Annotated in this window: 16 protein-coding genes; 2 read left to right on the top strand and 14 right to left on the bottom strand. The window is 41.6% G+C overall.

The annotated features are described in order from the left end of the window. Positions 1-35 precede the first annotated feature (35 nt). Positions 36-4664 carry a SpaA isopeptide-forming pilin-related protein gene (locus QM830_RS10825; RefSeq protein WP_414327011.1) on the bottom strand — a complete coding sequence of 1543 codons (4629 nt, stop codon included), beginning with the start codon at positions 4662-4664 and terminating at the stop codon, positions 36-38. A 275-nt stretch (positions 4665-4939) separates the two neighbouring features. Here QM830_RS10825 and QM830_RS10820 point away from each other — a divergent pair, with 275 nt between their 5' ends. Together QM830_RS10820 and galU are read left to right on the top strand one after the other, a co-directional pair. Continuing rightward, positions 4940-5956, top strand: coding sequence for an NAD(P)H-dependent glycerol-3-phosphate dehydrogenase (locus QM830_RS10820; protein ID WP_414327010.1), 1017 nt, complete (start codon positions 4940-4942; stop codon positions 5954-5956). A 45-nt stretch (positions 5957-6001) separates the two neighbouring features. Continuing rightward, positions 6002-6910, top strand: a complete 909-nt coding sequence (gene galU / locus QM830_RS10815) for a UTP--glucose-1-phosphate uridylyltransferase GalU (protein ID WP_414327008.1) — start codon at positions 6002-6004, stop codon at positions 6908-6910. Between the two features lie 242 nt (positions 6911-7152). On the opposite strand, the gene QM830_RS10810 is transcribed toward galU, so the two are convergent. The 13 genes from QM830_RS10810 to QM830_RS10750 form a co-directional block, all read right to left on the bottom strand. Then, on the bottom strand, positions 7153-9126 hold the full coding sequence (locus QM830_RS10810; RefSeq protein WP_414327006.1) for a C69 family dipeptidase: 1974 nt from the start codon (positions 9124-9126) through the stop codon (positions 7153-7155). Positions 9127-9476: 350 nt separating this feature from the next. Beyond that, positions 9477-10154 carry a rhomboid family intramembrane serine protease gene (locus QM830_RS10805; RefSeq protein ID WP_414327004.1) on the bottom strand — a complete coding sequence of 226 codons (678 nt, stop codon included), beginning with the start codon at positions 10152-10154 and terminating at the stop codon, positions 9477-9479. Continuing rightward, positions 10138-10677 (bottom strand): 5-formyltetrahydrofolate cyclo-ligase, encoded by a 540-nt coding sequence (locus tag QM830_RS10800; RefSeq protein ID WP_414327002.1) that lies wholly within the window; start codon positions 10675-10677, stop codon positions 10138-10140. The genes QM830_RS10805 and QM830_RS10800 overlap by 17 nt, the downstream gene beginning before the upstream one ends. Positions 10678-10786: 109 nt before the next feature. Beyond that, positions 10787-11920: an N-acetyldiaminopimelate deacetylase gene (locus QM830_RS10795; protein ID WP_414327000.1), complete on the bottom strand. Its 1134-nt coding sequence runs from the start codon at positions 11918-11920 to the stop codon at positions 10787-10789. Between the two features lie 208 nt (positions 11921-12128). Next, complete coding sequence (gene dapD / locus QM830_RS10790; RefSeq protein ID WP_003016885.1) at positions 12129-12827, bottom strand: 2,3,4,5-tetrahydropyridine-2,6-dicarboxylate N-acetyltransferase; 699 nt, start codon at positions 12825-12827, stop codon at positions 12129-12131. Between the two features lie 65 nt (positions 12828-12892). Further along, positions 12893-14128 carry a hypothetical protein gene (locus tag QM830_RS10785; protein WP_414326998.1) on the bottom strand — a complete coding sequence of 412 codons (1236 nt, stop codon included), beginning with the start codon at positions 14126-14128 and terminating at the stop codon, positions 12893-12895. Positions 14129-14177: 49 nt separating this feature from the next. Then, entirely contained in the window at positions 14178-15137 is a 960-nt protein-coding gene (locus QM830_RS10780) for a hypothetical protein (RefSeq protein WP_414326996.1), read from the bottom strand. Then, the gene (locus QM830_RS10775; protein ID WP_414326995.1) at positions 15101-15790 is read right to left on the bottom strand and encodes a hypothetical protein; all 690 of its coding nucleotides are present in this window, start codon (positions 15788-15790) and stop codon (positions 15101-15103) included. Before QM830_RS10775 ends, QM830_RS10780 begins: the two co-directional genes overlap by 37 nt. 5 nt (positions 15791-15795) lie before the next feature. Further along, positions 15796-16494, bottom strand: a complete 699-nt coding sequence (locus tag QM830_RS10770; RefSeq protein WP_414326993.1) for a hypothetical protein — start codon at positions 16492-16494, stop codon at positions 15796-15798. Between the two features lie 118 nt (positions 16495-16612). Then, entirely contained in the window at positions 16613-17698 is a 1086-nt protein-coding gene (locus QM830_RS10765; RefSeq protein ID WP_414326992.1) for a hypothetical protein, read from the bottom strand. A 156-nt stretch (positions 17699-17854) separates the two neighbouring features. After that, on the bottom strand, positions 17855-18655 hold the full coding sequence (locus tag QM830_RS10760) for a hypothetical protein (protein WP_414326990.1): 801 nt from the start codon (positions 18653-18655) through the stop codon (positions 17855-17857). 16 nt (positions 18656-18671) lie between these two features. Next, the gene (locus tag QM830_RS10755; protein ID WP_414326989.1) at positions 18672-19577 is read right to left on the bottom strand and encodes a hypothetical protein; all 906 of its coding nucleotides are present in this window, start codon (positions 19575-19577) and stop codon (positions 18672-18674) included. A gap of 187 nt (positions 19578-19764) precedes the next feature. Beyond that, positions 19765-21114 (bottom strand): glucose-6-phosphate isomerase, encoded by a 1350-nt coding sequence (locus QM830_RS10750; RefSeq protein ID WP_414326987.1) that lies wholly within the window; start codon positions 21112-21114, stop codon positions 19765-19767. Between the last annotated feature and the right edge of the window lie 355 nt (positions 21115-21469).

Here is a 21469-nt window from a genome sequence, read left to right as displayed (position 1 = left end):
GTCTAGCAAGGCTAGAACAAAACCTGTTTTAGAAATTAATTTTCACGTTTTTTGTAAACCAAGGCGCTTCCAGCTACTGCCAAAGCAAGTCCTGCAGCTACTAGTCCCTCACTCACTGTTTCACCTGTAGAAGGAAGAGTATGTTTCTTTTCTTCTTTTGGTTGACTTCCAGAAGGCTTATCTCCTTTTGGTTTGTCTGTTGATGGGGTAGTTGGAGGTGTTGGTGGCGTAGGAGGAGTAGTTGGAGGTGTTGGAGGTGTTGGTGGTGTTGGTGGTGTTGGTGGTGTGTTTGGAGGAGTTAGGTAGTTTACGACTGTCCCCTTATCTACTACAAGGTTAGGTGCGGCTTTTAATTCGCTAGCAGATACAGTAATAACATCCGTTGATAGTTGGTAACCAGCTGGCGCTGTCAACTCCTTAATAACATAATCCTTAGCCTCAAAGCCTACAAAGCTTACAAGACCATTAGCGTCTGAGGTTGCTGTCGCTTGACCTTCTCCATATGGGTTGGCAACTGGGGTCACACCATCTGCTTCAAAGAGTCCAAAGACAGCTCCTGCAAGGTCTTGACCGACTAGATTCACCTTATGCAATTGAATATTGTAAAGTTTCAACTCAGGTTTGTCAACAGTCGGTGGTGTTGGTGGAATCGCAGTGAACGGTTTATTGACTACTTTTCCTTGATCAAGCACCTGGTCAGTTGAGGCAATCAATTGACTAGCTGAAACAGTAATCACTTCTTCAGAAAGTTGGTAGCCTTCTGGAGCAGTGATTTCTTTCACCACATAATCTCTTGCTTCTAATCCTGTGAAGATGACAAGGCCATTGGCATCTGATGTCGCTGTCGCTTGACCTTCTCCATATGGGTTGGCAACTGGAGTTGTACCATCTGCCTCAAAGAGTCCAAAGATAGCTCCAACAAGTGGTTTTCCTTCATTGTTGACTTTATGTAACTGAATGCTGTAAAGTTTCAATTCAGGTTTGTCAACAGTTGGAGGAGTTGGCGGAATTGAAGTGAATGGTTTATTGACCACTGTTCCTTTGTCTACGACGAGGTTAGTCGCAGCTTTCAACTCGCTAGCAGAAACTTTAATCACATCTGTTGATAGTTGATAACCTTCTGGAGCTGTAAGCTCTCTCACTACATAATCTTTTGCTTCAAATCCTGTAAAGGTAACCAGACCACTGGCATCTGAAGTTGCAGTCGCTTGACCTGCACCATAAGGATTTGCTACAGGAGTCGTACCGTCGGCTTCAAAGAGACCAAATACAGCACCTGCAAGAGCATTTCCATCTGCGTTAGCCTTGTGCAATTGAATGTTGTAAAGTTTCAATTCAGGTTTGTCAACAGTCGGTGGTGTTGGTGGGATTGAAGTATATGGTTTATTCACCACATTTCCTTTATCCACTGCCAAGTCTGCCGAAGCTGTCAATTCAGCTTCAGAAACGGTGATTGAAGCAGTTGAAAGTTGGTAACCTTCTGGAGCTGTCAATTCTTTGACCACATAATCTTTCGCTGCAAATCCTACAAAGCTGACAAGACCGCTCGCATCTGAAGTTGCTGTCGCTTGGCCTTCACCGTATGGATTAGCTACCGGGGTTGTACCATCTGCTTCAAAGAGGCCGAAGACAGCTCCTGCTAGAGCTTGGCCTTCACCATTAACCTTGTGAAGTTGGATGGTATAAAGCTTAGCTTCAGGTTTATCGACAGTCGGTGGTGTTGGTGGGATTTCACTCGTCACAAAAGTATTGATAAAGGATTTCTTCTCACCATAGGCCACTGTAGCGTTGATGGTATTGCTTGCATCATCTTTCGTAACAGTTACTGTCACTTCGATGCTAGCTTGGTCGTAGGTCATTCCTTTTTCTTGAGATTGAGGAATCACTTCTTTAATCGTGTAGTGGAAAGTTTTTCCTGCATCTTCTTGTGAATAAGAAATTTCATCAAAGGCTACGGAACCATCTGCAGCATTTTGTTTTGTTTGAAGGACTTTTCCAGCTTCATCCAATAAGGTAAAGCTGAATTCACCATCTTTCAAGGCACGGCCTTCCAAAATCTTGCTTACTGAAATCTGAGCTTTTGCTGGACTTGGAGCTGAGTAAGTATTTGTAAAGACCTTGCTTTCTGGATAGACAACTGTTGCTTTTAGGTTGTTTCCATCTTTTGTTACCTTAACGGTGACTTGTTTTTCAGAAGTATCGTATGTGATACCTGGGGTAGTTCCCTTCACTTCCTTCACAGTGTAAGTGTGTTCTCCTTCTGCTGTGTAAGAAATCGCATCAAAGCTTACTTTACCAGATTTGTTAGTAACAGTTTGACGCTTGTTTGTACCTTCGTACAATTCAAAGCTAAACTCACCATCTACCAAGTCACGACCTGTCAACTCTTTTGTCAACTCAATTGTTGCAGTCGTTGCGTTTGGTGTGAAGGCATTGGTAAATGTTTTGCTTTCTGGATAGACAACTTCTGCCTTCAAGGCATCTCCATCACGAGTGACTTTAACAGTCACTTGTTTTTCAGAAGCATCGTAAGTAATAGTGGCATTATCCCCTTTAACCTCTTTCACAGTGTAAGTGTGTTCACCTTCTGCTGTGTAAGAAATGGATTCAAAGGTTACTTTGCCAGATTTGTTGGTGACAGTTTGAAGCTTGTTCGCACCTTCGTACAATTCAAAGCTAAACTCGCCATCTACTAATTCACGACCTGTCAACTTTTTATCCAACTCAATTGTTGCAGTTGTTGCGTTTGGTGTGAAGGCATTGGTAAATGTTTTACTTTCTGGATAGACGACTTCTGCCTTCAAAGCATCTCCATCACGAGTAACTTTAACAGTCACTTGTTTTTCAGATGCATCGTAAGCAATCGTAGCATTATCCCCTTTGACCTCTTTCACAGTATAAGTGTGTTCACCTTCTGCTGTGTAAGAAATAGATTCAAAGGTTACTTTGCCAGATTTGTTGGTAACAGTTTGAAGCTTGTTCGCTCCTTCGTACAATTCAAAGCTAAACTCACCGTCTACCAAGTCACGACCTGTCAACTCTTTTGTCAATTCAATTGTTGCATTCGCCGCGTTTGGTGTGAAGGCATTGGTAAATGTTTTGCTTTCTGGATAGACGACTTCTGCCTTCAAAGCTCCTCCATCACGAGTGACTTTAACAGTCACTTGTTTTTCAGAAGCATCGTAAGCAATAGTGGCATTGTCGCCCTTCACTTCCTTCACAGTGTATGTGTGTTCACCTTCTGCTGTGAACTCAATCGGCTCGAATGTAATTTTCCCGCTTTGGTTAGTCGTTGTTTGAAGCTTGTTTGCACCTTCGTACAATTCAAAGCTAAACTCGCCGTCTACCAAGTCACGACCTGTAAGAACTTTATCCAGCTCAATAACAGCTTGGGTTTTGGCCGGCTTCTCTTTCTTGTTTATAATGGTTTTGCTAACAGGTTTCGTTGGTGTCGTAAATTCACTAGCTTCAACAATTGTATCTTCTGCCAACTCATATCCTTCCGGAGCTTGAATTTCTTTGATGATGTATTTATCTCTCAAGAGTTCCTTAAGGCTAAATTCACCTTTAGCATCTGATTCAAACTCACCTAATACTTGGCCAGTTGCTTGACGGATGACTTGGAATTTCGCACCTTTCAGCGGTTCATTACTTTCGTCAACTTTATGAACTTGAATGCCGAAGGCATAACCAACACCTTCACCACCCGCGATTTGGATATTTACTTTACTATTTGAATCGTATGGTTTTTTATTATCACCTACGATAGTCGCCTTATTTTTGATCACCTCACGGTCAACCGCATCATAGTTAACAACTGCTTCATATTCAACTGCAAAGTGATCGTTAGCAGAAATGTTCCCTAGATTAATCGTAAATGTAGTATCTGTTGCATTTACAGTGTATTGAGAGGTGACATCTGTTTTGTTTTTAAGTTGCCATGTTCCAGTGCTGTAATCCCAAGTACCTTTGTAGATCTTAAAGCTACCAGCCTTGTAGGTGACACCTGGTGATTCCATAGAATCTGAAAGAACTGCATTGCTGATTGCCTCGTTGGTCCTATTTACAGAAATACGAAAACCTAGACTCTTGTGATCTCCATTATCCCAACCAGATTTGATAATAGTATACCGTTTACCTTCTCCGACAGTCCCACTTTTTACTGTACCATCGAATTTCACTTTGTTATTAACAGAGACCTTAACTGGCGCATTACCATCATTTGGAAACTTATCTTTATTAACACCAGCATAGAAGAAGAACGAACCTGAAATATCATTTTTCTCTTCAACAAACTTTGTGAATGTCAAGACAATTTTACCAGTAGTTGCATCAACCTTTGCGTTAGCGATCAATTTACCAGTAATGGAGTCATTAATTTCAAAATCCTGCGATTTGATGTCAATTGGAGAAGCAATAACTACTTCCGTCGTATCTCCTGCTTTAACGTTTTTTCCTTCCAAAGCAAACTTTGCATTAAGACGGAAAGTATCGTATCTTCCAAGCGGAGCTGTTAAATCCCCGCCATCATTGTTTTGAACTTTTACATCCGTGATAACATCCACTTTTTTAGATGTTTCTGCATTTACCTTTTTAGAAAAAAGCGTAAAGCATACTATCAATAATGAAAGCATCATCAATAGATATATTGCCAATTTTTTCATTTTATCTCCCCTTATATTCATAATAATAGGCAAAAAATATTATATCACAAATTAGTAGTAATGCAAGTAAAAGGTAGCTTTTTTTTATTTAGCATCTTGTCAAAATGAAATATCTTCACAAAACAATTGATAGTTATACAAGTTTTTTTACCTATATTATGTTAAAATAGAGAGGAAAATAGAATCATCTTCAAGGCCCTTTTGAGGCGGTTTTGAAGAGGCAAGTCCTAGATTTATAGCCTTGCTTAAAAATAGACATAGAAATGGAAGATACAATGGAAAAACAAACCGTTGCAGTATTGGGTCCTGGTTCATGGGGAACAGCCCTTTCACAAGTCCTCAATGATAACGGCCATGAAGTCCGTCTCTGGGGAAATATCCAAGAACAGATCGATGAAATCAACACTGAACATACCAATCAGCGCTATTTTAAAGACATCGTTATTAGCGATCAAATTACAGCTACGACCGATCTAAAATCAGCCTTGGACAGTGTAGATGCCATCCTCTTTGTGGTCCCGACTAAGGTAACCCGCTTGGTAGCTAAACAAGTCGCTGAGACACTGGATCATCCTGTAACAGTTATGCACGCATCTAAAGGGCTAGAACCCGGTACACATGATCGAATTTCTCAGATCCTTGAGGAAGAGATCCCTGCTTCTCTTCGCAGTGAGATTGTGGTTGTTTCTGGTCCGAGCCATGCTGAAGAAACCATTGTCCGTGATATCACTCTCATCACAGCCGCTTCAAAAGATCTAGAAGTTGCACGCTATGTTCAAGAACTCTTTAGCAACCACTATTTCCGCCTTTATACCAATACCGATGTCATCGGGGTGGAAACAGCGGGTGCCTTGAAAAATATCATCGCTGTTGGAGCTGGAGCCTTACATGGACTTGGATACGGGGACAATGCCAAAGCAGCTATCATCACGCGCGGTTTGGCTGAGATCACCCGCCTGGGAGTGAAGCTCGGGGCCAGCCCTTTGACCTACAGTGGCTTGTCTGGTGTCGGAGACTTGATCGTTACTGGAACGTCTGTCCATTCCCGCAACTGGCGTGCTGGGGATGCGCTTGGACGTGGTGAAAAATTAGAAGACATTGAAGCCAATATGGGCATGATCATTGAAGGGATTTCTACAACCAAAGTCGCCTATGAACTCGCACAAGAGTTGGACGTCTATATGCCGATCACACAGGCCATTTACCAAGTCATCTACGAAGGGCAAGATATCCGAGAGGCCATCCACAACATGATGAGCAATGAATTTAAAGAAGAAAATGAGTGGAAATAAGTCAACCACTCTCTTATCAATCATACCTTTTAGAAAGGAATCTATATGACTAAAGTTAGAAAAGCAGTCATTCCTGCGGCTGGCTTGGGGACCCGCTTCCTCCCAGCTACCAAAGCTTTGGCAAAGGAAATGTTGCCAATCGTTGACAAACCTACGATCCAATTTATCGTAGAGGAAGCTCTCAAATCAGGTATCGAGGACATTCTGGTCGTAACAGGGAAATCAAAACGTTCGATCGAAGACCATTTCGACTCAAACTTTGAACTTGAGTACAACCTCAAGGAAAAAGGGAAAAATGATCTTTTACGATTAGTAGACGAAACAACAGGCATGCGCCTCCACTTCATTCGTCAAAAACATCCTCGTGGACTTGGAGATGCAGTTTTACAAGCTAAAGCTTTTGTTGGAAATGAACCCTTCGTCGTAATGCTTGGAGATGACCTCATGGATATCACGGATGACAGAGCCACCACGCTCACCAAGCAATTGATGAATGACTATGACGAAACACACGCTTCAACCATTGCTGTCATGAAAGTTCCCCATGAAGAAGTTTCTGCCTATGGAGTCATCGCTCCTCAAGGAGAAGGAATCAACGGGCTGTATAGCGTTGAAACCTTTGTCGAAAAACCAGCACCCGAAGAGGCACCAAGTGACCTTGCCATTATCGGACGCTACCTGCTAACTCCTGAAATCTTCCAAATTTTGGAAAATCAAGAGCCCGGCGCTGGAAACGAAATCCAGTTGACCGATGCCATTGATACCTTGAACAAGACCCAACGAGTCTTTGCCCGTGAATTCAAGGGACGGCGCTACGATGTAGGAGACAAGTTTGGTTTCATGAAAACATCCATTGATTATGCTTTGAAACACCCACAGGTTAAAGATGATCTCAAACAATACATCATCAACCTTGGAAAACAATTAGAAGAAACTGGGAAAACAGTAGACTAAACGATTCACAAATCAAAAGGATATAAAAGAGAGAGTGGGACAGAAATCGGTAATTCGTTAGAATTCGATTTCGTCGTCCTACCTCCGCACAGTTGAGTAGGGCTGTAAAAGCTGATGAAATCAACGTAGTAGAGCCCACTCAACCACTGCGTCTTGCTCGACAATCCAAAAACAATTAAGAGGCTAGGACTTTTGTCCCAGCCTCTTTCATATATTAGAACCTCGTCCATCTCATTTATATTTTAAGGATGAACATTGTAAGAATAGTTTGTATTTGGGAAAGTTTCTACATTTCCTTTCGCAAAAGAAGAACCAAAACGATTATTCTCATTACCACCATTACCTGCTGAGACCGCTTCGGACGGATCTTGAGCTTTTGCTTCTGGTTTCACAAATGTTTCAACTTTAGTAGAAACATAAGATTCTTTATCTTTTGTAGCTGCATAACCGAAGCGGTTATTTGGATTGCCTTCTTCATTGACTTTTGTTTGAATTGGCTGAGTTTTTTCTGGCTGTACTGGTTTATCCGGTTGAACCGGTTTTTCTGGTTGAACCGGTTTTTCTGGTTCTACTGGTTTTTCTGGTTCTACTGGTTCTACTGGTTTCTCAGGTTGAACTGGTTTTTCAGGCTCTGGGTCTTTGTAATCATCTGGCTTAGAGGCACGATATGGATCATCTTTACGACCTAGCTCAATCAAATGAGCATGCATATCTGCTTCATAAGATTTGAAGTGTTCAAACAGTCTTTTAGATAGCGCAAGAGCATTTGCTGTCACTTCGTCTTCTACTGCTTTAGCAGCTTCCGGATTGTCTTTCAAAGCTTTATATTTTGCATCACTAGCTTCCTGTTCAATAATCAATTGTTTTTCAAGAGCTTTCCAGTGATCTTGAACTGTTTTACCAAAGACATCTTGGTTATTGATCGCCATGTTGTCAATGTGCCATACTGTCCAATACCATGAATTTGGATCATAAGTTGCTGTTTGAGGTTTGAAGGCTTCGTAAGTATCTTTTAGATTACCGTAGAATGGAACATAAGGAGTGTTCCGAGATGGTCCCATACCAAGCCATAAAGTACCACCAAATGATTTTGGAAGGTTTGGATTGATTTGGTAGACATGGGCATCAATGACGTTTTCGTTTCCTAAAGCATACTTGTATTGGTCTTTACGAATAGTATCATTTGCGCCATTATCACCTTGTTTTTTCACGCCGATTTGATCGTCCGGTACGAAGCGACCATTTAAGTGTTCAAAGCGATTCCGTTGCATAGCAAAGGCATCTTCCAATGTAAATTTCTTGTTTGGATCTGTTGGTGAGCGGAAGAGTTCATATTCATCATCTTCATAAGTCACTTTTGAATTTGGATCCAAAAGGGTGATTCCTGCGTAGGTACGTGAACGGTCTCCTTCAGCATATTTTTCAGGTCCGTAAGATTTAGCGATATGGAAGTTACCATCTTTATCTGTCTTGTAGTTACCAGATTCTTTAGCTACTTTTTCGACATCTTTCGAAGCGATCACATTTTCCTTGTCATTCAAATCCACATGACCAAGGTAGTAGGTATTGGCAAAGACTGCATATTTGTCTTCTGGGACTTTAACAGCTACATATTGGTGACCAGAAAGAATTTCCATATACCAAGTTTCTTTTTGGTCCGCAATAACAACTGTATTCCCCTCAGCTGAACCTTTTTCTTCAATGACTTTCGCAAGTAATTCGATTCCTTCGCGAGCAGATTTTGCACGAGGTAAAATTACATCAAGCATGGCAGCTTCTGGGAGACCGTTTTCTGTCAATGGGTCAGTCTTCAAGACTTTTTTGTTTGGAATGGCTGTAACAGTTGAGGTCATAGAAACGCCGGCTTCGTTAAATCCATGTTCCCCGAAAGCACCGTTACTACCATCTCCACGAGCAGAGTCATAAGTCGCTGTGTATTTCATTTCGCTGGCAGCATGTGGATAGGTAAATCCATTGGATTCGTCTTCCAGTTGGTCCCCTTCCTTATAATTCTTCGCATCAACAACAACAAAGTTTTTGTTGTGCTTTCCTCCATTTGGATAATAAGGGTAGTCCTCTGTCCGACCAAAGAGAGTGGTCCCATCCTTGGTCAACTGGCGACCAATGATAAAGCCGCAACAGGCTTGAACAGCTTGGATAGGTAGGAGCAAAAGCGTCATCACTACCAATGAGAGTCTTAACAACCATTTTTTCATGGCAAATCTCCTTTATTTGTTGTGCTATTTCTGACAGAATAGCACTATTTATGATTTTTATATCTCCAGTTTACACCTTTCTAAATCCTTTTGCAAGCGCTTTCTAAACGAATGTTTATACTCTTTTTTTCACAACCTCCTAGCTTATCACCCTATCAAGACAGGCTTCATTCCCCCATCATCATGATATTATGATAAATATATACAATTGTTGGCAATTTCATCAATTATCTGTTAGTTTACGATTTCGCTACATTTTTTAGTAAAAAAGAGGGAGTAGGAAAAAACTCCGTAAAATAAAAAAGATTGAAAAGGTTCTTCCAAACCTTTTCAATCTGCCCAGCCCCTTCTTAAAATAGGTTTAACAATTTGCCTAAAAAACAGAGGAATAGTAAGAGGTAAGACAAGGAGGCGCTGATCTGATAGCTTCGCTTCATATAGCGAGCCTCCCCTCTTACTGGAAAGACAAAAGCCAGCATCACCCCAGCTACTAAGCCACCGATGTGCCCCGCCATACTAATCCCTGGCATAAAGCTAAAAATCAAATTGACCACAATCAAGCTGGTGTAAGATTGGCTCAAGTGGCGAATATAGGAACTTTGAACAATAAAGCGCAAGGCACCAATGGTCCCAAACAGTCCAAATAGGGCGGTAGAAGCTCCTGCAGCAATTGCATCTGGTGTAAAAATAGCGACAAAAACATTGCCCATCATACCTGATAAGAGATAGAGAGCTAAGAAAGCCTTAGAACCAAATAGATCTTCTGCCAAACGTCCCAAATAATAGAGGCTAATCATATTGAGCGCAAAATGCTCTAATCCGATATGAACAAAAGTAGCAGTAAACAATCGCCATATCTGGCTTGGATCCATCTGAATGACCTCTCCAATGACACCACCGCTATAGTAGATAGCAGCACCCGTTTGGTAGTCGCCTCCAAATCGGATAAACATTGAAAGAAAAACTGCCGTTGTGACGAGCAACAAGATACTAGTCACAGGATAACGACGATCATAGAGTAATTTCATGGACTAGCACCTCCTGAACTGCTATATCAAATGCATTTGGCTGGAACTCCCCTTGCTGGATGGAATAAATGGTGCTGACTGTTTTTCCAGTAAAATCCTCTAAATAACGATCATAATAGCCACCACCATAGCCGATCCGATAGCCTTTAGATTGGAAAACCAAGCCCGGGACATGGATCAGATCAATCTCTGCTTTATCCACAACCTTGCCCTGTTCATTGGGCTCCAGCAAACCAAAGCGCGTTTTTTCCAAAATGTCAGGATCGTATTCCACAAATTCCATCCGACCTTGTGGATAGGTACGGGGAACACAGACACGTTTCCCAAGTTGAAGAGCAGCTTGGATCAAGCCAGCTGTGGAAAATTCATGGTCAAAAGACAGATAGGTTGCCAAGGTCTTTGCCTCCTGAAAGGCTGGAAGCTCCAAGAGGCGTTGAGTGAGTTGTTCATCTGCTTGAGTTTTCACGGATTGTGGTAGCTCTTTCATGGCTGCTATGGTTTCTTTTCGTAGTGTTTTCTTCATTCCCTACTCCTTTTGTCTAGCTTTAATTGTATCATTTTTTATGAAACATCCGAACAGTTTGCTCACGAGATCATAAAAATCCAACTCCAGGCGGAGTTGGAACAATCGCTTATTGGTTGGCCTTCATTTTCAAAAATTTGCCAATGTTTTCCACAGCAAAGGGAAGGGCAGCCTCATTTGGGCTCATCTTCGGATGGTGCAGGGCATAAGGGGTATCAATTCCCAGCCAGAACATGACCCCAGGGACCTTGCTCAAGAGAAAGCCAAAGTCTTCTCCCGTCATCGCTGGCAAGATATCAATCAGGTTCACGTCTTCCTCAGCTGTGAAAAAGTCCATGAGTTCTTTGGCCAACTCTGGTTGGTTTTCCACAGGCAGGTAACCTCCTTGCTTGAGTTCCAGATCTAATTCTACATCAAAAGCGGCTGCAACCCCTTCCGCAATCGTTTTGACCCGTTTTTGAGTCAGGAGGTTCATCTCCATGGTCAAGGTTCGGATGGTCCCGTGAAGGAAGGCCGTTTCAGCAATCACATTATTGGTGGTTCCTGCATGCATGGAACCAAAGGTCACCACAGCACCTTCAATTGGATCAACATTTCGACTCACGACCGATTGGACTTGGGTAATGAAGTAAGAGGCTGCTACAAGAGCATCATTGGCCTCATGTGGAAAGGCAGCATGCCCTCCCTTTCCTGTAAAGGTAATCTTGACTTCACAGGTCCCCGCAAAAAGGGTACCCGTATTGGTCGCAATGTCTCCCACCTTCAAATCAGGGCGCACATGCAGACCATAAAATTCATCAGGGAGCCAGTCGCCAAAAGCATTGTCCTTATACATGAGCATCCCACCAGCTTCATTTTCTTCAGCTGGTTGGAAGAGAAAGAGCAGGTTATTTTTTGGTTGCACTTGAACCAGTTGATCCAAAAGCCCAAGAGCTGTCGTCATGTGCATATCATGACCACAAGCATGCATCCGTCCTTCGTGCTTGGAGGCAAAATCAAGGCCCGTTTGTTCCACAATCGGTAAGCCATCGATATCTGTCCGCCAGCCGATCGTTTTTTCAGGCGCAGATCCATGGAGATAAACCAGGATCCCGGTCCGCCAAGTCCGTTGCTCAACAAAGTCCTTGCCCGCTGTGATCTCTGCGATTCGCTCTAAGAGGTAGGCTTGGGTTTCAAATTCTTCCAATCCAATTTCAGGGATTTGGTGCAAATCCCGTCTGATTTTGATTAAATCCAATGTCATCGTTGTCTTCTTTCTATTAGAATAGGGAGTGGGAAAGAACTCTGATTAATTAAAAAGAGTTCGTTTTCCCACCCCCGCACAGTTGATTAGGTAGTCTTTGGAGCTTAATCAAGCGACCAAAGATGCCAATCAACCACTGCGTCATACAATTATTCCCTTTAAACACCAAAGGCTGGACACTTTTTGCCCAGCCTCTATATTTCATATCTTATAAATTACGCAAAGCATCTTCCAAGGCTGTTTTTTGTTGTGTTTTTTCATCGATTTCCTTGATGATGCGAGCTGGGACACCAGCTACAACCACATTTTCAGGGACATCTTGAGTAACGATAGCTCCAGCGGCAACGACGGATCCGTTCCCTACTTGAACCCCTTCAATCACAACTGCATTGGCACCGACCAAGACATTGTCACCGATCCGAACAGGCTCAGCAGAAGCTGGCTCAATGACACCTGCAAGAACGGCACCTGCACCAATGTGGCTGTTTTTACCAACTGTAGCACGACCACCAAGGATAGCCCCCATATCAATCATGGTTCCTGCACCGATTTCAGCACCGATATTGATCACAGCCCCCATCATCACGACAGCATTGTCTTCGATGGTCACTTGGTCACGGATAATAGCACCTGGTTCAATACGTGCATTTAGATAGCGCTTATCCAGCAAGGGAACAGCTGAATTACGGCCATCTTGTTCGACCACATAATCCTTGTTCTCTGTCAAGTTGGCAAGAAGGGGCTCGATATCTTTCCAGTCACCGAACAAAACATTGCCAAGCTTGGTAACAGAAGCAGGAACAGCTGTTGCCAATTCCCCTTCAAAGGTTACTTTCACATTTGTTTTCTTTTCTGCATTTCCAATAAAAGCGATAATTTCTTGAGCAGACATTTTTTGTGCAGTCATGAGATTCTCCATTCGTTTCAATTAAAGGTATCCATATTATACCACAAACCCAAAGAGATGAACACCTAAGGCGACGTGGTTGTAGCCTGATCCTCCAGGCCTGTCATTTCACTGATGGTGCGATTGCTTCCAAAACGAATAATGACTGATCGCGAATCAGAAAGTTTATAGTGAAAGATTAAAAAAGACTCTGAACCCATCATACTCGACCAAGAAACACGGCTAGGAATTCCGACTGTATTCACAAGATCTGAATAGCTGGTTCCTATTTTAATATTGGCAAAATCCTCTCTGTTCAAACTGCCATTTTTATTGGCTAATCGCTCACTGTTTAAGTTCTCAAAATTAAGAGAAGATAGACGGCTACTAATCATATTTGAAAGCAAAACAGATACAGAAGAAGGGGATCCTTCAGCCTCATAATCCAAGCTTGTCATGAAAGGACCGACACTACCCTCTTGGTAGGTTTCTTCCCCACTACTAGCCTTGCCCAATACAGCTACCACATCCTGCGGAGACAGATAAGTTGAAGAGGTACGGCCTTGATCCCCCTCACTTAAACCAGGAATCAGGGAAATCGCCTTCTCATAGGTCACTTGAAATTGAAATTCCCCCTCCGGAGCAATCAAGGTACTCGTGCCACTCTTCAAGGTTTCCTTTCTGACTCCATAAGACCGGCCAGTGCTTCCGTATTCACTAGTAGAAGAAGGATGTTCCTCTCTATGGATGCCTCCTGAAGGCATAAAAACAAATAATCCCACCATGGCCAATAAACCAAAAATAGCTGCAAGGAGAGAAGCTCCACTGCTTGAGGAAGAAGGATAGGCTCTCGCCGTATCCGATAGGACGTCCAGTCCAGTTTTTCTTGGTTCTTGGCGCCGGCCTCCTCCTAACGAAGCTAGATCTGCTTCTGAAATCAAGCGGGTCCCACCCTGGTGCTCTACTCTTTCCTCGCCCTTAGGGAGCTGCTCTATTGCATCTTGTGTTGGTGGTTGTGATGTTAGCGGTCTGTCAGGAGAGTCTTCAACCAATACTTCGTTTTGCTCATCTATAGCTTTCTCAGTACCAAGCTCCGATTGGTCTTTTAGCTCCTCTACTTGCTTCACTGGTTCAGTAAAAATGGAGGAGTCTATCACTTCTGTCTCTTTTGGAAGCTTTTCTTCCAGCCTTTCATCCCTATTTTCAATGCTCTGGTTGGTTGAAGCGGAACTTTTCACTAGACTAGTTTCTTCTTCTAGCTGGCGTTTCGCAAATCGACTCTTGTGTTCATTTCGTAGGGTTGACCAGTCTTTCTTTCCCATTGTTCCCTCCTTAATTATTCTATAGCAAATTCATTCGGGCTGACCGTTATTACTGTGCTGTAGATGTCGAAGAAGAAGCTGGTGTGCTCGCTTCCACTTTAGGTGTGATATCCTTGATGGTTTGCCGGCTATCAAAATGGATTTGAACCGTTTGAGAATCAGCCAATCGGTAAGTAAAGGTCGGTGCTTCACCGTAACCTAAAAATCCGGACACATCTACCTCATCTGGAATCCCCACCGTATTAAGCAAATCTAAATAAGGCATCCCAACTTTGATATTAGTAAAATCGTCCTTCGTTAAACTGCCATTCTTATTTGCAAAACGATCACTTTTTAAGTGTTTCAAACTTAAAAAAGAAATCCTGTAATAGGCACCCATTTTTTCAAGGAGAACCTTCCCATATGCATCATCTGATTGGTAATCTAAGGTCAGCAAAAAAGGACTTGAACTGCTGTCACTATACGATGCCTCTCCACGGGTTGCTTTACCTAATGCTGCAACGATACCTTGCGGGGTAATCGTTCCAAAAGATGTCTTTTTTTCTTCTACTGCAAAATCAGGAATGAGAGACATGGCTTTTTCATAGGTTGTCTCAAATTGAACTTCCTTAGCAGATGCAACATAAGAACTATTTTCACTATTGAGATATTCTTTTCTGATACTATGCCGTGAAAAACTGTCAGCTCCATTGCTTGAGGAAGATGAAGAAAGATTCTTGTTGCCTGTGTTTTGAAGTACGAATACAAAGGCGACTAACAAGGCTAAGCATCCAAAAAATCCTAAAAGCGAACCGGTCCCTTCTTCTTTAGAAGAAGGTGAAGAACCAATAGTATCTGAATGACTTCTCATTTCTTGATGATTTTCCATCCCTAAAGAAGCTAGATCTTCTTCTGAAATCAAGCGAGTCCCACCCTGGTGAGATGAAGCCGCTTTTATGTCCGTCCGATGATTGTCCAATGATTTCTCCCTTCCTAAATCAAGACCAATTTTGAACCCTTTTTCTTCCATTCCATCACCACTTCTGGCTGACCTGGTATCTGATAACTCGCTCGATAACCCATTTCGCCATCTAGTAATTCCCCCCAGACCAAGCGTTGAGGATTTCCTAGCTTCTGAATGAGCTGGGCGAATTCTGTGCCTTTTTTGCCCTTTTCAGTAGTGATGTCTTTCTCACTGCTTGACTTCTCTGTTGCATCCAACAAATTCGTCGCATCCACCATCGTCAGGCGAAAACCTTTGGCCTGGTCCTGTTCAAACCATAGAGTGACACTTTTCTTGCCCTTATCTGACTGCTTGGCTGCATACGTCAAGACCAGAACAGTTTTATCCCCTTGAGCTGTTTTTGTGTACCGAACTTTTTGTGCTTTTCCCCATTTAGCTACAAGCGTTTCCAGGCGAGTCCCTGGTTGCTGACCTTGCTTGAGTCGGACTTTCAAATTTGCTACGGCTTCGATCGTCCACTGAAACTGCTTGACTTCTTGTTCATCAGTTACCAAATTCTGGTAATCTTTCGGCTGGAAATGGGTGAGTTTTTGATCCTCCTTAGTATCAGTCCCCTGCTCTTGCACCTGGATGGTTGCAATGGCAAGCAAGAGTCCTAGGAGCAAACACAAAAAGGGCAGTAAGAATTCTTTTTGATTTTTTTTTATCCATTCGATCATGCGCTTCACCCCTTCTTACTCAAACGATACTGACCACTCTGATCGCGTTCAAAGGTCAAAGAAACCAATCCATCTGTCACCTGATAAGACAGGGCCAATACTTGTTTGTCCTTTATAGTGGTCAAACTAAGAGAATTGGGAAGGCCTGATCTTTTCAAGACGTCCTCTACTGCCGTTCCCTTTTCTTTCTTACCATCCAAGGGCTGATAGCTTGTAAAATCAGCCCGTTTCAAATTCTTTTTGCTTTGATAGCGAGACGACTGGGGCTCAAACCCTTGAATGGCACTCAGATAAAAAGCACCCTCCTGTTTTTGGAATTCTATTGTATAAGGATTGATCCCCTGCACAGCAGTCCCATAGCCTAGCTGGACTTGTGCTTCAAAACTGGTTTCTTCTTGTGTAAAACTCTCTGCTTTCCCAAATTTCTTTATGAAGGTAGCCAAGGTCACCCAGTTCTTTCGAGTCTTGCGATCTTCCTTTGTAAGTTCTAACGATAAGAGGTCTTCTATTGCCAGTTCTTTGGTGGTTTTCCCAACGTATTGTTGGCTTGTTTCTTGCATCTGAGAGAAAGTTAGTAAGCGATCTTTGGGCACGGTTTTAACCGGATGAATCATGAATACCAAGCAAGCACCGATCATAAAAGCTAGCAAAGCTATCCCAGCTTTTCGGAGGAACCTTTTATGATTTTCTATCCATGTTTTCATTTTTTCCATCCTTTGTTCTCTTTCTATTCAAACTCCTTCTATTGTATAGAAAAATAGCGCATTTGTCTTGTCTTATCTGAAAGAAAAAAGGCTTGCACCTCTTTCTTTTCTTATCCTGTTAATAGCTATCTTTACTGCTCAAGAGGAAATCCCCATTGGATTGGCGAACAAAGGTCAAATCCACATAGTCCCCATTTTTCTTTTTGAAGTCCATGAGCATTTCCACCTTGCCTGAATAATCAGATGCTCTCACACTCAGATTGACACCATCCCCGTATTTATCCAAGAGCTCTTTATAAGAAGTGCCTCCAACACCTGTCTCACTATCTCCAACTTTTAAGCCATCTGCAAAATTATCCTCTACTATGAGATCTTTCTCATACTGATTGAATTCAAACTTAGAAAGCTGCAATTGTTTCCCATTCTTAGCATAAATGGCTCTGACCTCTTTATTATAAGAGCTATTATCCCAGTTTAATTTCAACTCTCCATCATCAAATTGAACAGCATTCGCTTTCCCATAAGCCTCTACCATTTCTTCAGGACTCATCCCATCATCTTCTCCAGTCAGAAATTGAAGTTTCTCGACATCTGACTGCTCCCAGCTAAAATTGGACTCTGCATCTTCAGAAGTCAATTGCTCCAAATCAATAGTATAAGGAGAACCTGACTTGTCAGCTGATAAAGAGGTGTCCTGCTTTCTTGCTTGAGAGCTACTAGGAGCGGCTTGGCCGATGAGATAGCCACTAATACCACCGATTAAGAGACCTACTAAAATGCCAAGCGCAAAACGAATAGCCTTTTTATCTGCCGGATCCATTGGTTTTCGGACAGGAGGAGTTTGCTGGATCTGGATAGCTGGACCAGGCTGTGCTTGTGAATCAGCTCGTTCAGAAGCAAGACTGTAAGGAGCTTCAGCTACAGGCTGGAATGGAGGAATAGACTGGGGAGGAGCAACTGCTTGCAGATCTTTTTCGACAGTTGGTTCACCCACATCTGGGATCTCGACGGTGTCTGAAATAGCAGCTTCCGTTGTTTCTTCCTTCATTTCTGTCGCTGGCATCCCTGGTATTCTCCCTGGTTCTGAAACGACGACATCTTCTGATTCTTCTTTAGGGACAAAGGCTGGCGCAGCTACATCAAAATGAGGCGCCCCATCCAAAGGAGTGTCCTTTATAAATTTTTCTTGATCTTTCTCTGACATTTCAGGTTCTCCTTTTTATTCTTCTCTTCTACTATAACATAAAACCAACCTAGGACCAACTCCAATCTATAAGGAGCAAAAAAACAACCTCTTGCGAGATCGTAGTCATAGATATAGGATAAATAAACTTATACTTTTTGAAATCCCATCCACTTCCTAACCATTATCCCCTTTTGAAGCTAAACAATAATCTCCGTTTTCTTGCTGATAGAAAGTTAGCTTATAGATCTTTTTATCTGATATTTTTTTAAATTCAATTACCATTTTCGTCTTATTTTCATGAGTGATTTGATCTTGGTATGCCGACATCATGATAGACCCTGAATGATTATTTTTCAGTACTTCTGAATATGAAACACCATCTTTTCCGGTTTCTGGATTCCCTACTTTCAGACCGTTATATTTATCGGCAGGCATCTGATCTTTCTCTAAATTATTAGAATTTCTGTCATAATTAATGCTTTTAAGGTAATACCTCCCATCTGCTTTCTCAAAATAGGCAAATATCATCTCATTAGAACTATTCTCATTAACGTCAGATTTATCAAGGTTTTGCCATATTAACTCAATTTTATCATCAAGAATTAATGCCTCTTGAGCTTTTCCATATTTCTCTATGAAATCATCAATCATGACACCTTGTTTAGGGTTTTCGTGACTCCCAAACTTCAATTCTAAAAGCTGGGGTATCTCCCAAGAAAAAGCAGAATCTTTTGGAGCTATAATCTTTTTAGATTGATCACGTATGGAGTGACTATTTTTTGTATTTGTTTTTACCACAGGATAGGCTTTTTTAGTAATCATATCAACACCTTTAGAATAACCGATAGCCAGCCCAATAATCATTCCTAGCAAAATGTACCCAATAGAAGAAGCAATCCAAAAATTTTTTCCAACTCTTTTAAGTTTATAATTCCACCAATTATTATTTGATTTCATAAGTCGATTTATTCTCATTTTTCATTAATCTCCCTTAGAAGCGTTTTGATCCAATATAAAGAAATTCTCCATCTGGCTGCGCCACAAATAGAAGTGTTTTATAATCACCATCTACTTGATAGGTCACATTCGCAAGCACTCTATTAGATTTATATTCTTCTCCTTCACTTGTTATTTTTTTCTCGGTCTCTATTTCAACGGATACCCGATGTTTTTTCAACATTGCTGACAATGGAGTCCCGCCTTTCCCAGTGTTTTTGTCTCCTTTCATCAGATTTTGATACTCTTCTGTCGTCAAACGAAATTCATATGCACTATCGTCACTATTTTCTTTTTGTTCTTTAGATGTCTTTTTGGAAGATAAGCCATACAAGTCTCGAATGGATACACTCTTTAAATAATAGTTATTATTATATTTTTCAAATTCAAAACTTAAGTCTTGCTGGTTTGAACCGATCAAATTAGTCCAACTTAGACTTAGTCCATCTTGATTATATCTAGCATCTGAAGCTAAACCATAGTTTTCTACAATCTGATCTGCTGTTAATCCAAGTTTAGATGAATTATTATAACTTAACAAACCTAAATCCTTAAGTGTCCATAAAAAGATGACGTCATTTTTTTTGGATACGAAACCAGTTTTTGTTTTTTTCGCCTCCTCTTTCACTCGATTTAAGAGTTCGAAACGTTGGGATTCTTTGGCTGTCTGAGCAGACTTCCCCCATGCATAACCAGCAATTTTACCAAATAATAAACTAATCACTCCGGATAACATGATGATTAAAGCTAACATTGATAATAAAATTATTTTTTTCCAATTACGTTTGGATAGCATTTCAACAGTTGCCTCTAACTGATTTTTTTGAAGTTCATTGGGAAAAGATTCCTTTATTTGATCCTCTTCTGGCACTGCAAAAGGCTGTTTATCTTCTCTTGTCATACTCTCTCCCTTTTTGATTCTCTTTGTCTCATTTGATGATCACAGTGAATGAAAATCATTTGATTAACAAAGTATAATAATGCTCCTTCTACTATATCATAAATCAACTGAAGGCGCCAATTCATCACTAAATGGGGAAATAGATACAAAAAAAAACGACCTCTTGCGAGATCGTTTTGTCTATTGATTAAAGACGAGCGTTGAGTTCTGCTCCAAGATCTTCAAATCCTGGTTTACCAAGAAGGGCAAACATATTTTTCTTGTAGGCTTCAACACCTGGTTGGTCAAATGGGTTGATCGCATTCAAGTAACCTGAAAGGGCGATGGCCAATTCGAAGAAGTAGATGGCATAACCAAGAGTGAAGGCATCTTGCTCAGGAAGAGTCACGTACATGTTTGGTACGTCACCGTCAGTGTGGGCAAGAAGAACACCGTCAGTCGCTTTTTTGTTTACGAAGTCAACGTCTTTTCCTTGGAGGTAACCAAGTCCATCAAGATCTTCTTCCAATGTAGGGATGATCACGTTCTTACGTGGTTTATCCACACGGACAACTGTTTCAAACATGATACGAGTTCCTTCTTGGATAAATTGACCCAATGAGTGCAAGTCTGTTGAGAAGTTTGCTGAAGTTGGGTAGATACCTTTTTGGTCTTTTCCTTCTGACTCACCAGCCAATTGTTTCCACCATTCTGAGAAGTATTGAAGAGATGGTTCGTAGTTAACCAAGATTTCAGTTGCATATCCTTTACGGTAAAGGATGTTACGAACAGCTGCGTATTGGTAAGCTTCGTTTTCAGAAAGTTTGTCTGAAGTGTATTCTTTACGGGCTGCATTCGCACCTTCCATAAGGGCTTTGATATCAGCACCTGATGCAGCGATTGGAAGCAATCCAACTGCTGTCAAGACTGAGAAGCGTCCACCGATGTCATCTGGAACTACAAATGTTTCCCAACCATTGGCATCTGCTTCCACTTTTACAGCACCTTTGGCACGGTCAGTTGTTGCGTAGATCCGTTTGTTAGCTTCTTCTTGACCATATTTCTTCACCAAGAGTTCTTTGAAGACACGGAAAGCGATCGCTGGTTCAGTTGTTGTACCTGATTTAGAAATCACGTTGACTGAGAAATCTTTATCTGAAACATACTCTACCAAGTCAGCAAGGTAAGTAGATGAGATGGAGTTTCCAGCATAAAGGATTTGTGGAGCTTTGCGTTCTTCTTTTGTTTGCAAGTTTGCAAAGTGGTGGTTCAAGAAGTCAATGGCAGCTTTCGCTCCAAGGTATGATCCACCGATACCGATCACGACCAAAACATCGCTGTCTGATTTGATTTGTTCAGCAACTTTCAAGATGCGGTCAAATTCTTCACGGTCATAATTTTCAGGAAGGTCCAACCAACCTAGGAAGTCACTACCAGCACCTGTTCCTTTACGGATCAATTCATCAGCTGCAGTCACTTGTGGTTGCATATATTCCACTTCGTGTGGGGCAACAAATTTACCCAAAACTTTTGAGTAGTCAAATTTAATATGAGACATGTTATTCCTCCAATATTTCTTCTCCTCTATGATATCGCTTTACAGGGATTTAATCAAGGGAAACCATCCTATAAAACGTTTTCATTTGCTAATTTTTTTATTTTCACAAATCAAGCAACGACGCAATAGCAATCGTTTGCATATTTGTACTATTTTTGACTAGAAAATCCAAAAAAAGAGGCTTCTTCCGAAGCTCTATTTTCACGCTATTATTCTTTGAATCCGCTAATGAATTTCAAGATGACTATAGTGAGTGATAGCCCTCACGTCGCTTCACTCCTCAGGATCAATATCTCTAAGTTTGGTTACGCCTTACAGGCTAATTTCATGTTACGCTATAGCCCTCACGTCGCTT

This window comes from Streptococcus sp. OMI750 (assembly GCF_047463895.1).
In the GTDB taxonomy this organism is placed as follows: domain Bacteria; phylum Bacillota; class Bacilli; order Lactobacillales; family Streptococcaceae; genus Streptococcus.
This window is presented reverse-complemented; position numbering and strand designations above follow the sequence as displayed.

What these genes read in the sequence shown, in the direction of transcription:
- QM830_RS10825 (WP_414327011.1), bottom strand. Translation starts at nt 4,664, where the DNA reads ATGAAAAAATTGGCAATATATCTATTGATGATGCTTTCATTATTGATA.
- QM830_RS10820 (WP_414327010.1), top strand. Translation starts at nt 4,940, where the DNA reads ATGGAAAAACAAACCGTTGCAGTATTGGGTCCTGGTTCATGGGGAACA.
- galU (WP_414327008.1), top strand. Translation starts at nt 6,002, where the DNA reads ATGACTAAAGTTAGAAAAGCAGTCATTCCTGCGGCTGGCTTGGGGACC.
- QM830_RS10810 (WP_414327006.1), bottom strand. Translation starts at nt 9,126, where the DNA reads ATGAAAAAATGGTTGTTAAGACTCTCATTGGTAGTGATGACGCTTTTG.
- QM830_RS10805 (WP_414327004.1), bottom strand. Translation starts at nt 10,154, where the DNA reads ATGAAATTACTCTATGATCGTCGTTATCCTGTGACTAGTATCTTGTTG.
- QM830_RS10800 (WP_414327002.1), bottom strand. Translation starts at nt 10,677, where the DNA reads ATGAAGAAAACACTACGAAAAGAAACCATAGCAGCCATGAAAGAGCTA.
- QM830_RS10795 (WP_414327000.1), bottom strand. Translation starts at nt 11,920, where the DNA reads ATGACATTGGATTTAATCAAAATCAGACGGGATTTGCACCAAATCCCT.
- dapD (WP_003016885.1), bottom strand. Translation starts at nt 12,827, where the DNA reads ATGACTGCACAAAAAATGTCTGCTCAAGAAATTATCGCTTTTATTGGA.
- QM830_RS10785 (WP_414326998.1), bottom strand. Translation starts at nt 14,128, where the DNA reads ATGGGAAAGAAAGACTGGTCAACCCTACGAAATGAACACAAGAGTCGA.
- QM830_RS10780 (WP_414326996.1), bottom strand. Translation starts at nt 15,137, where the DNA reads ATGGAAGAAAAAGGGTTCAAAATTGGTCTTGATTTAGGAAGGGAGAAA.
- QM830_RS10775 (WP_414326995.1), bottom strand. Translation starts at nt 15,790, where the DNA reads ATGATCGAATGGATAAAAAAAAATCAAAAAGAATTCTTACTGCCCTTT.
- QM830_RS10770 (WP_414326993.1), bottom strand. Translation starts at nt 16,494, where the DNA reads ATGAAAACATGGATAGAAAATCATAAAAGGTTCCTCCGAAAAGCTGGG.
- QM830_RS10765 (WP_414326992.1), bottom strand. Translation starts at nt 17,698, where the DNA reads ATGTCAGAGAAAGATCAAGAAAAATTTATAAAGGACACTCCTTTGGAT.
- QM830_RS10760 (WP_414326990.1), bottom strand. Translation starts at nt 18,655, where the DNA reads ATGAGAATAAATCGACTTATGAAATCAAATAATAATTGGTGGAATTAT.
- QM830_RS10755 (WP_414326989.1), bottom strand. Translation starts at nt 19,577, where the DNA reads ATGACAAGAGAAGATAAACAGCCTTTTGCAGTGCCAGAAGAGGATCAA.
- QM830_RS10750 (WP_414326987.1), bottom strand. Translation starts at nt 21,114, where the DNA reads ATGTCTCATATTAAATTTGACTACTCAAAAGTTTTGGGTAAATTTGTT.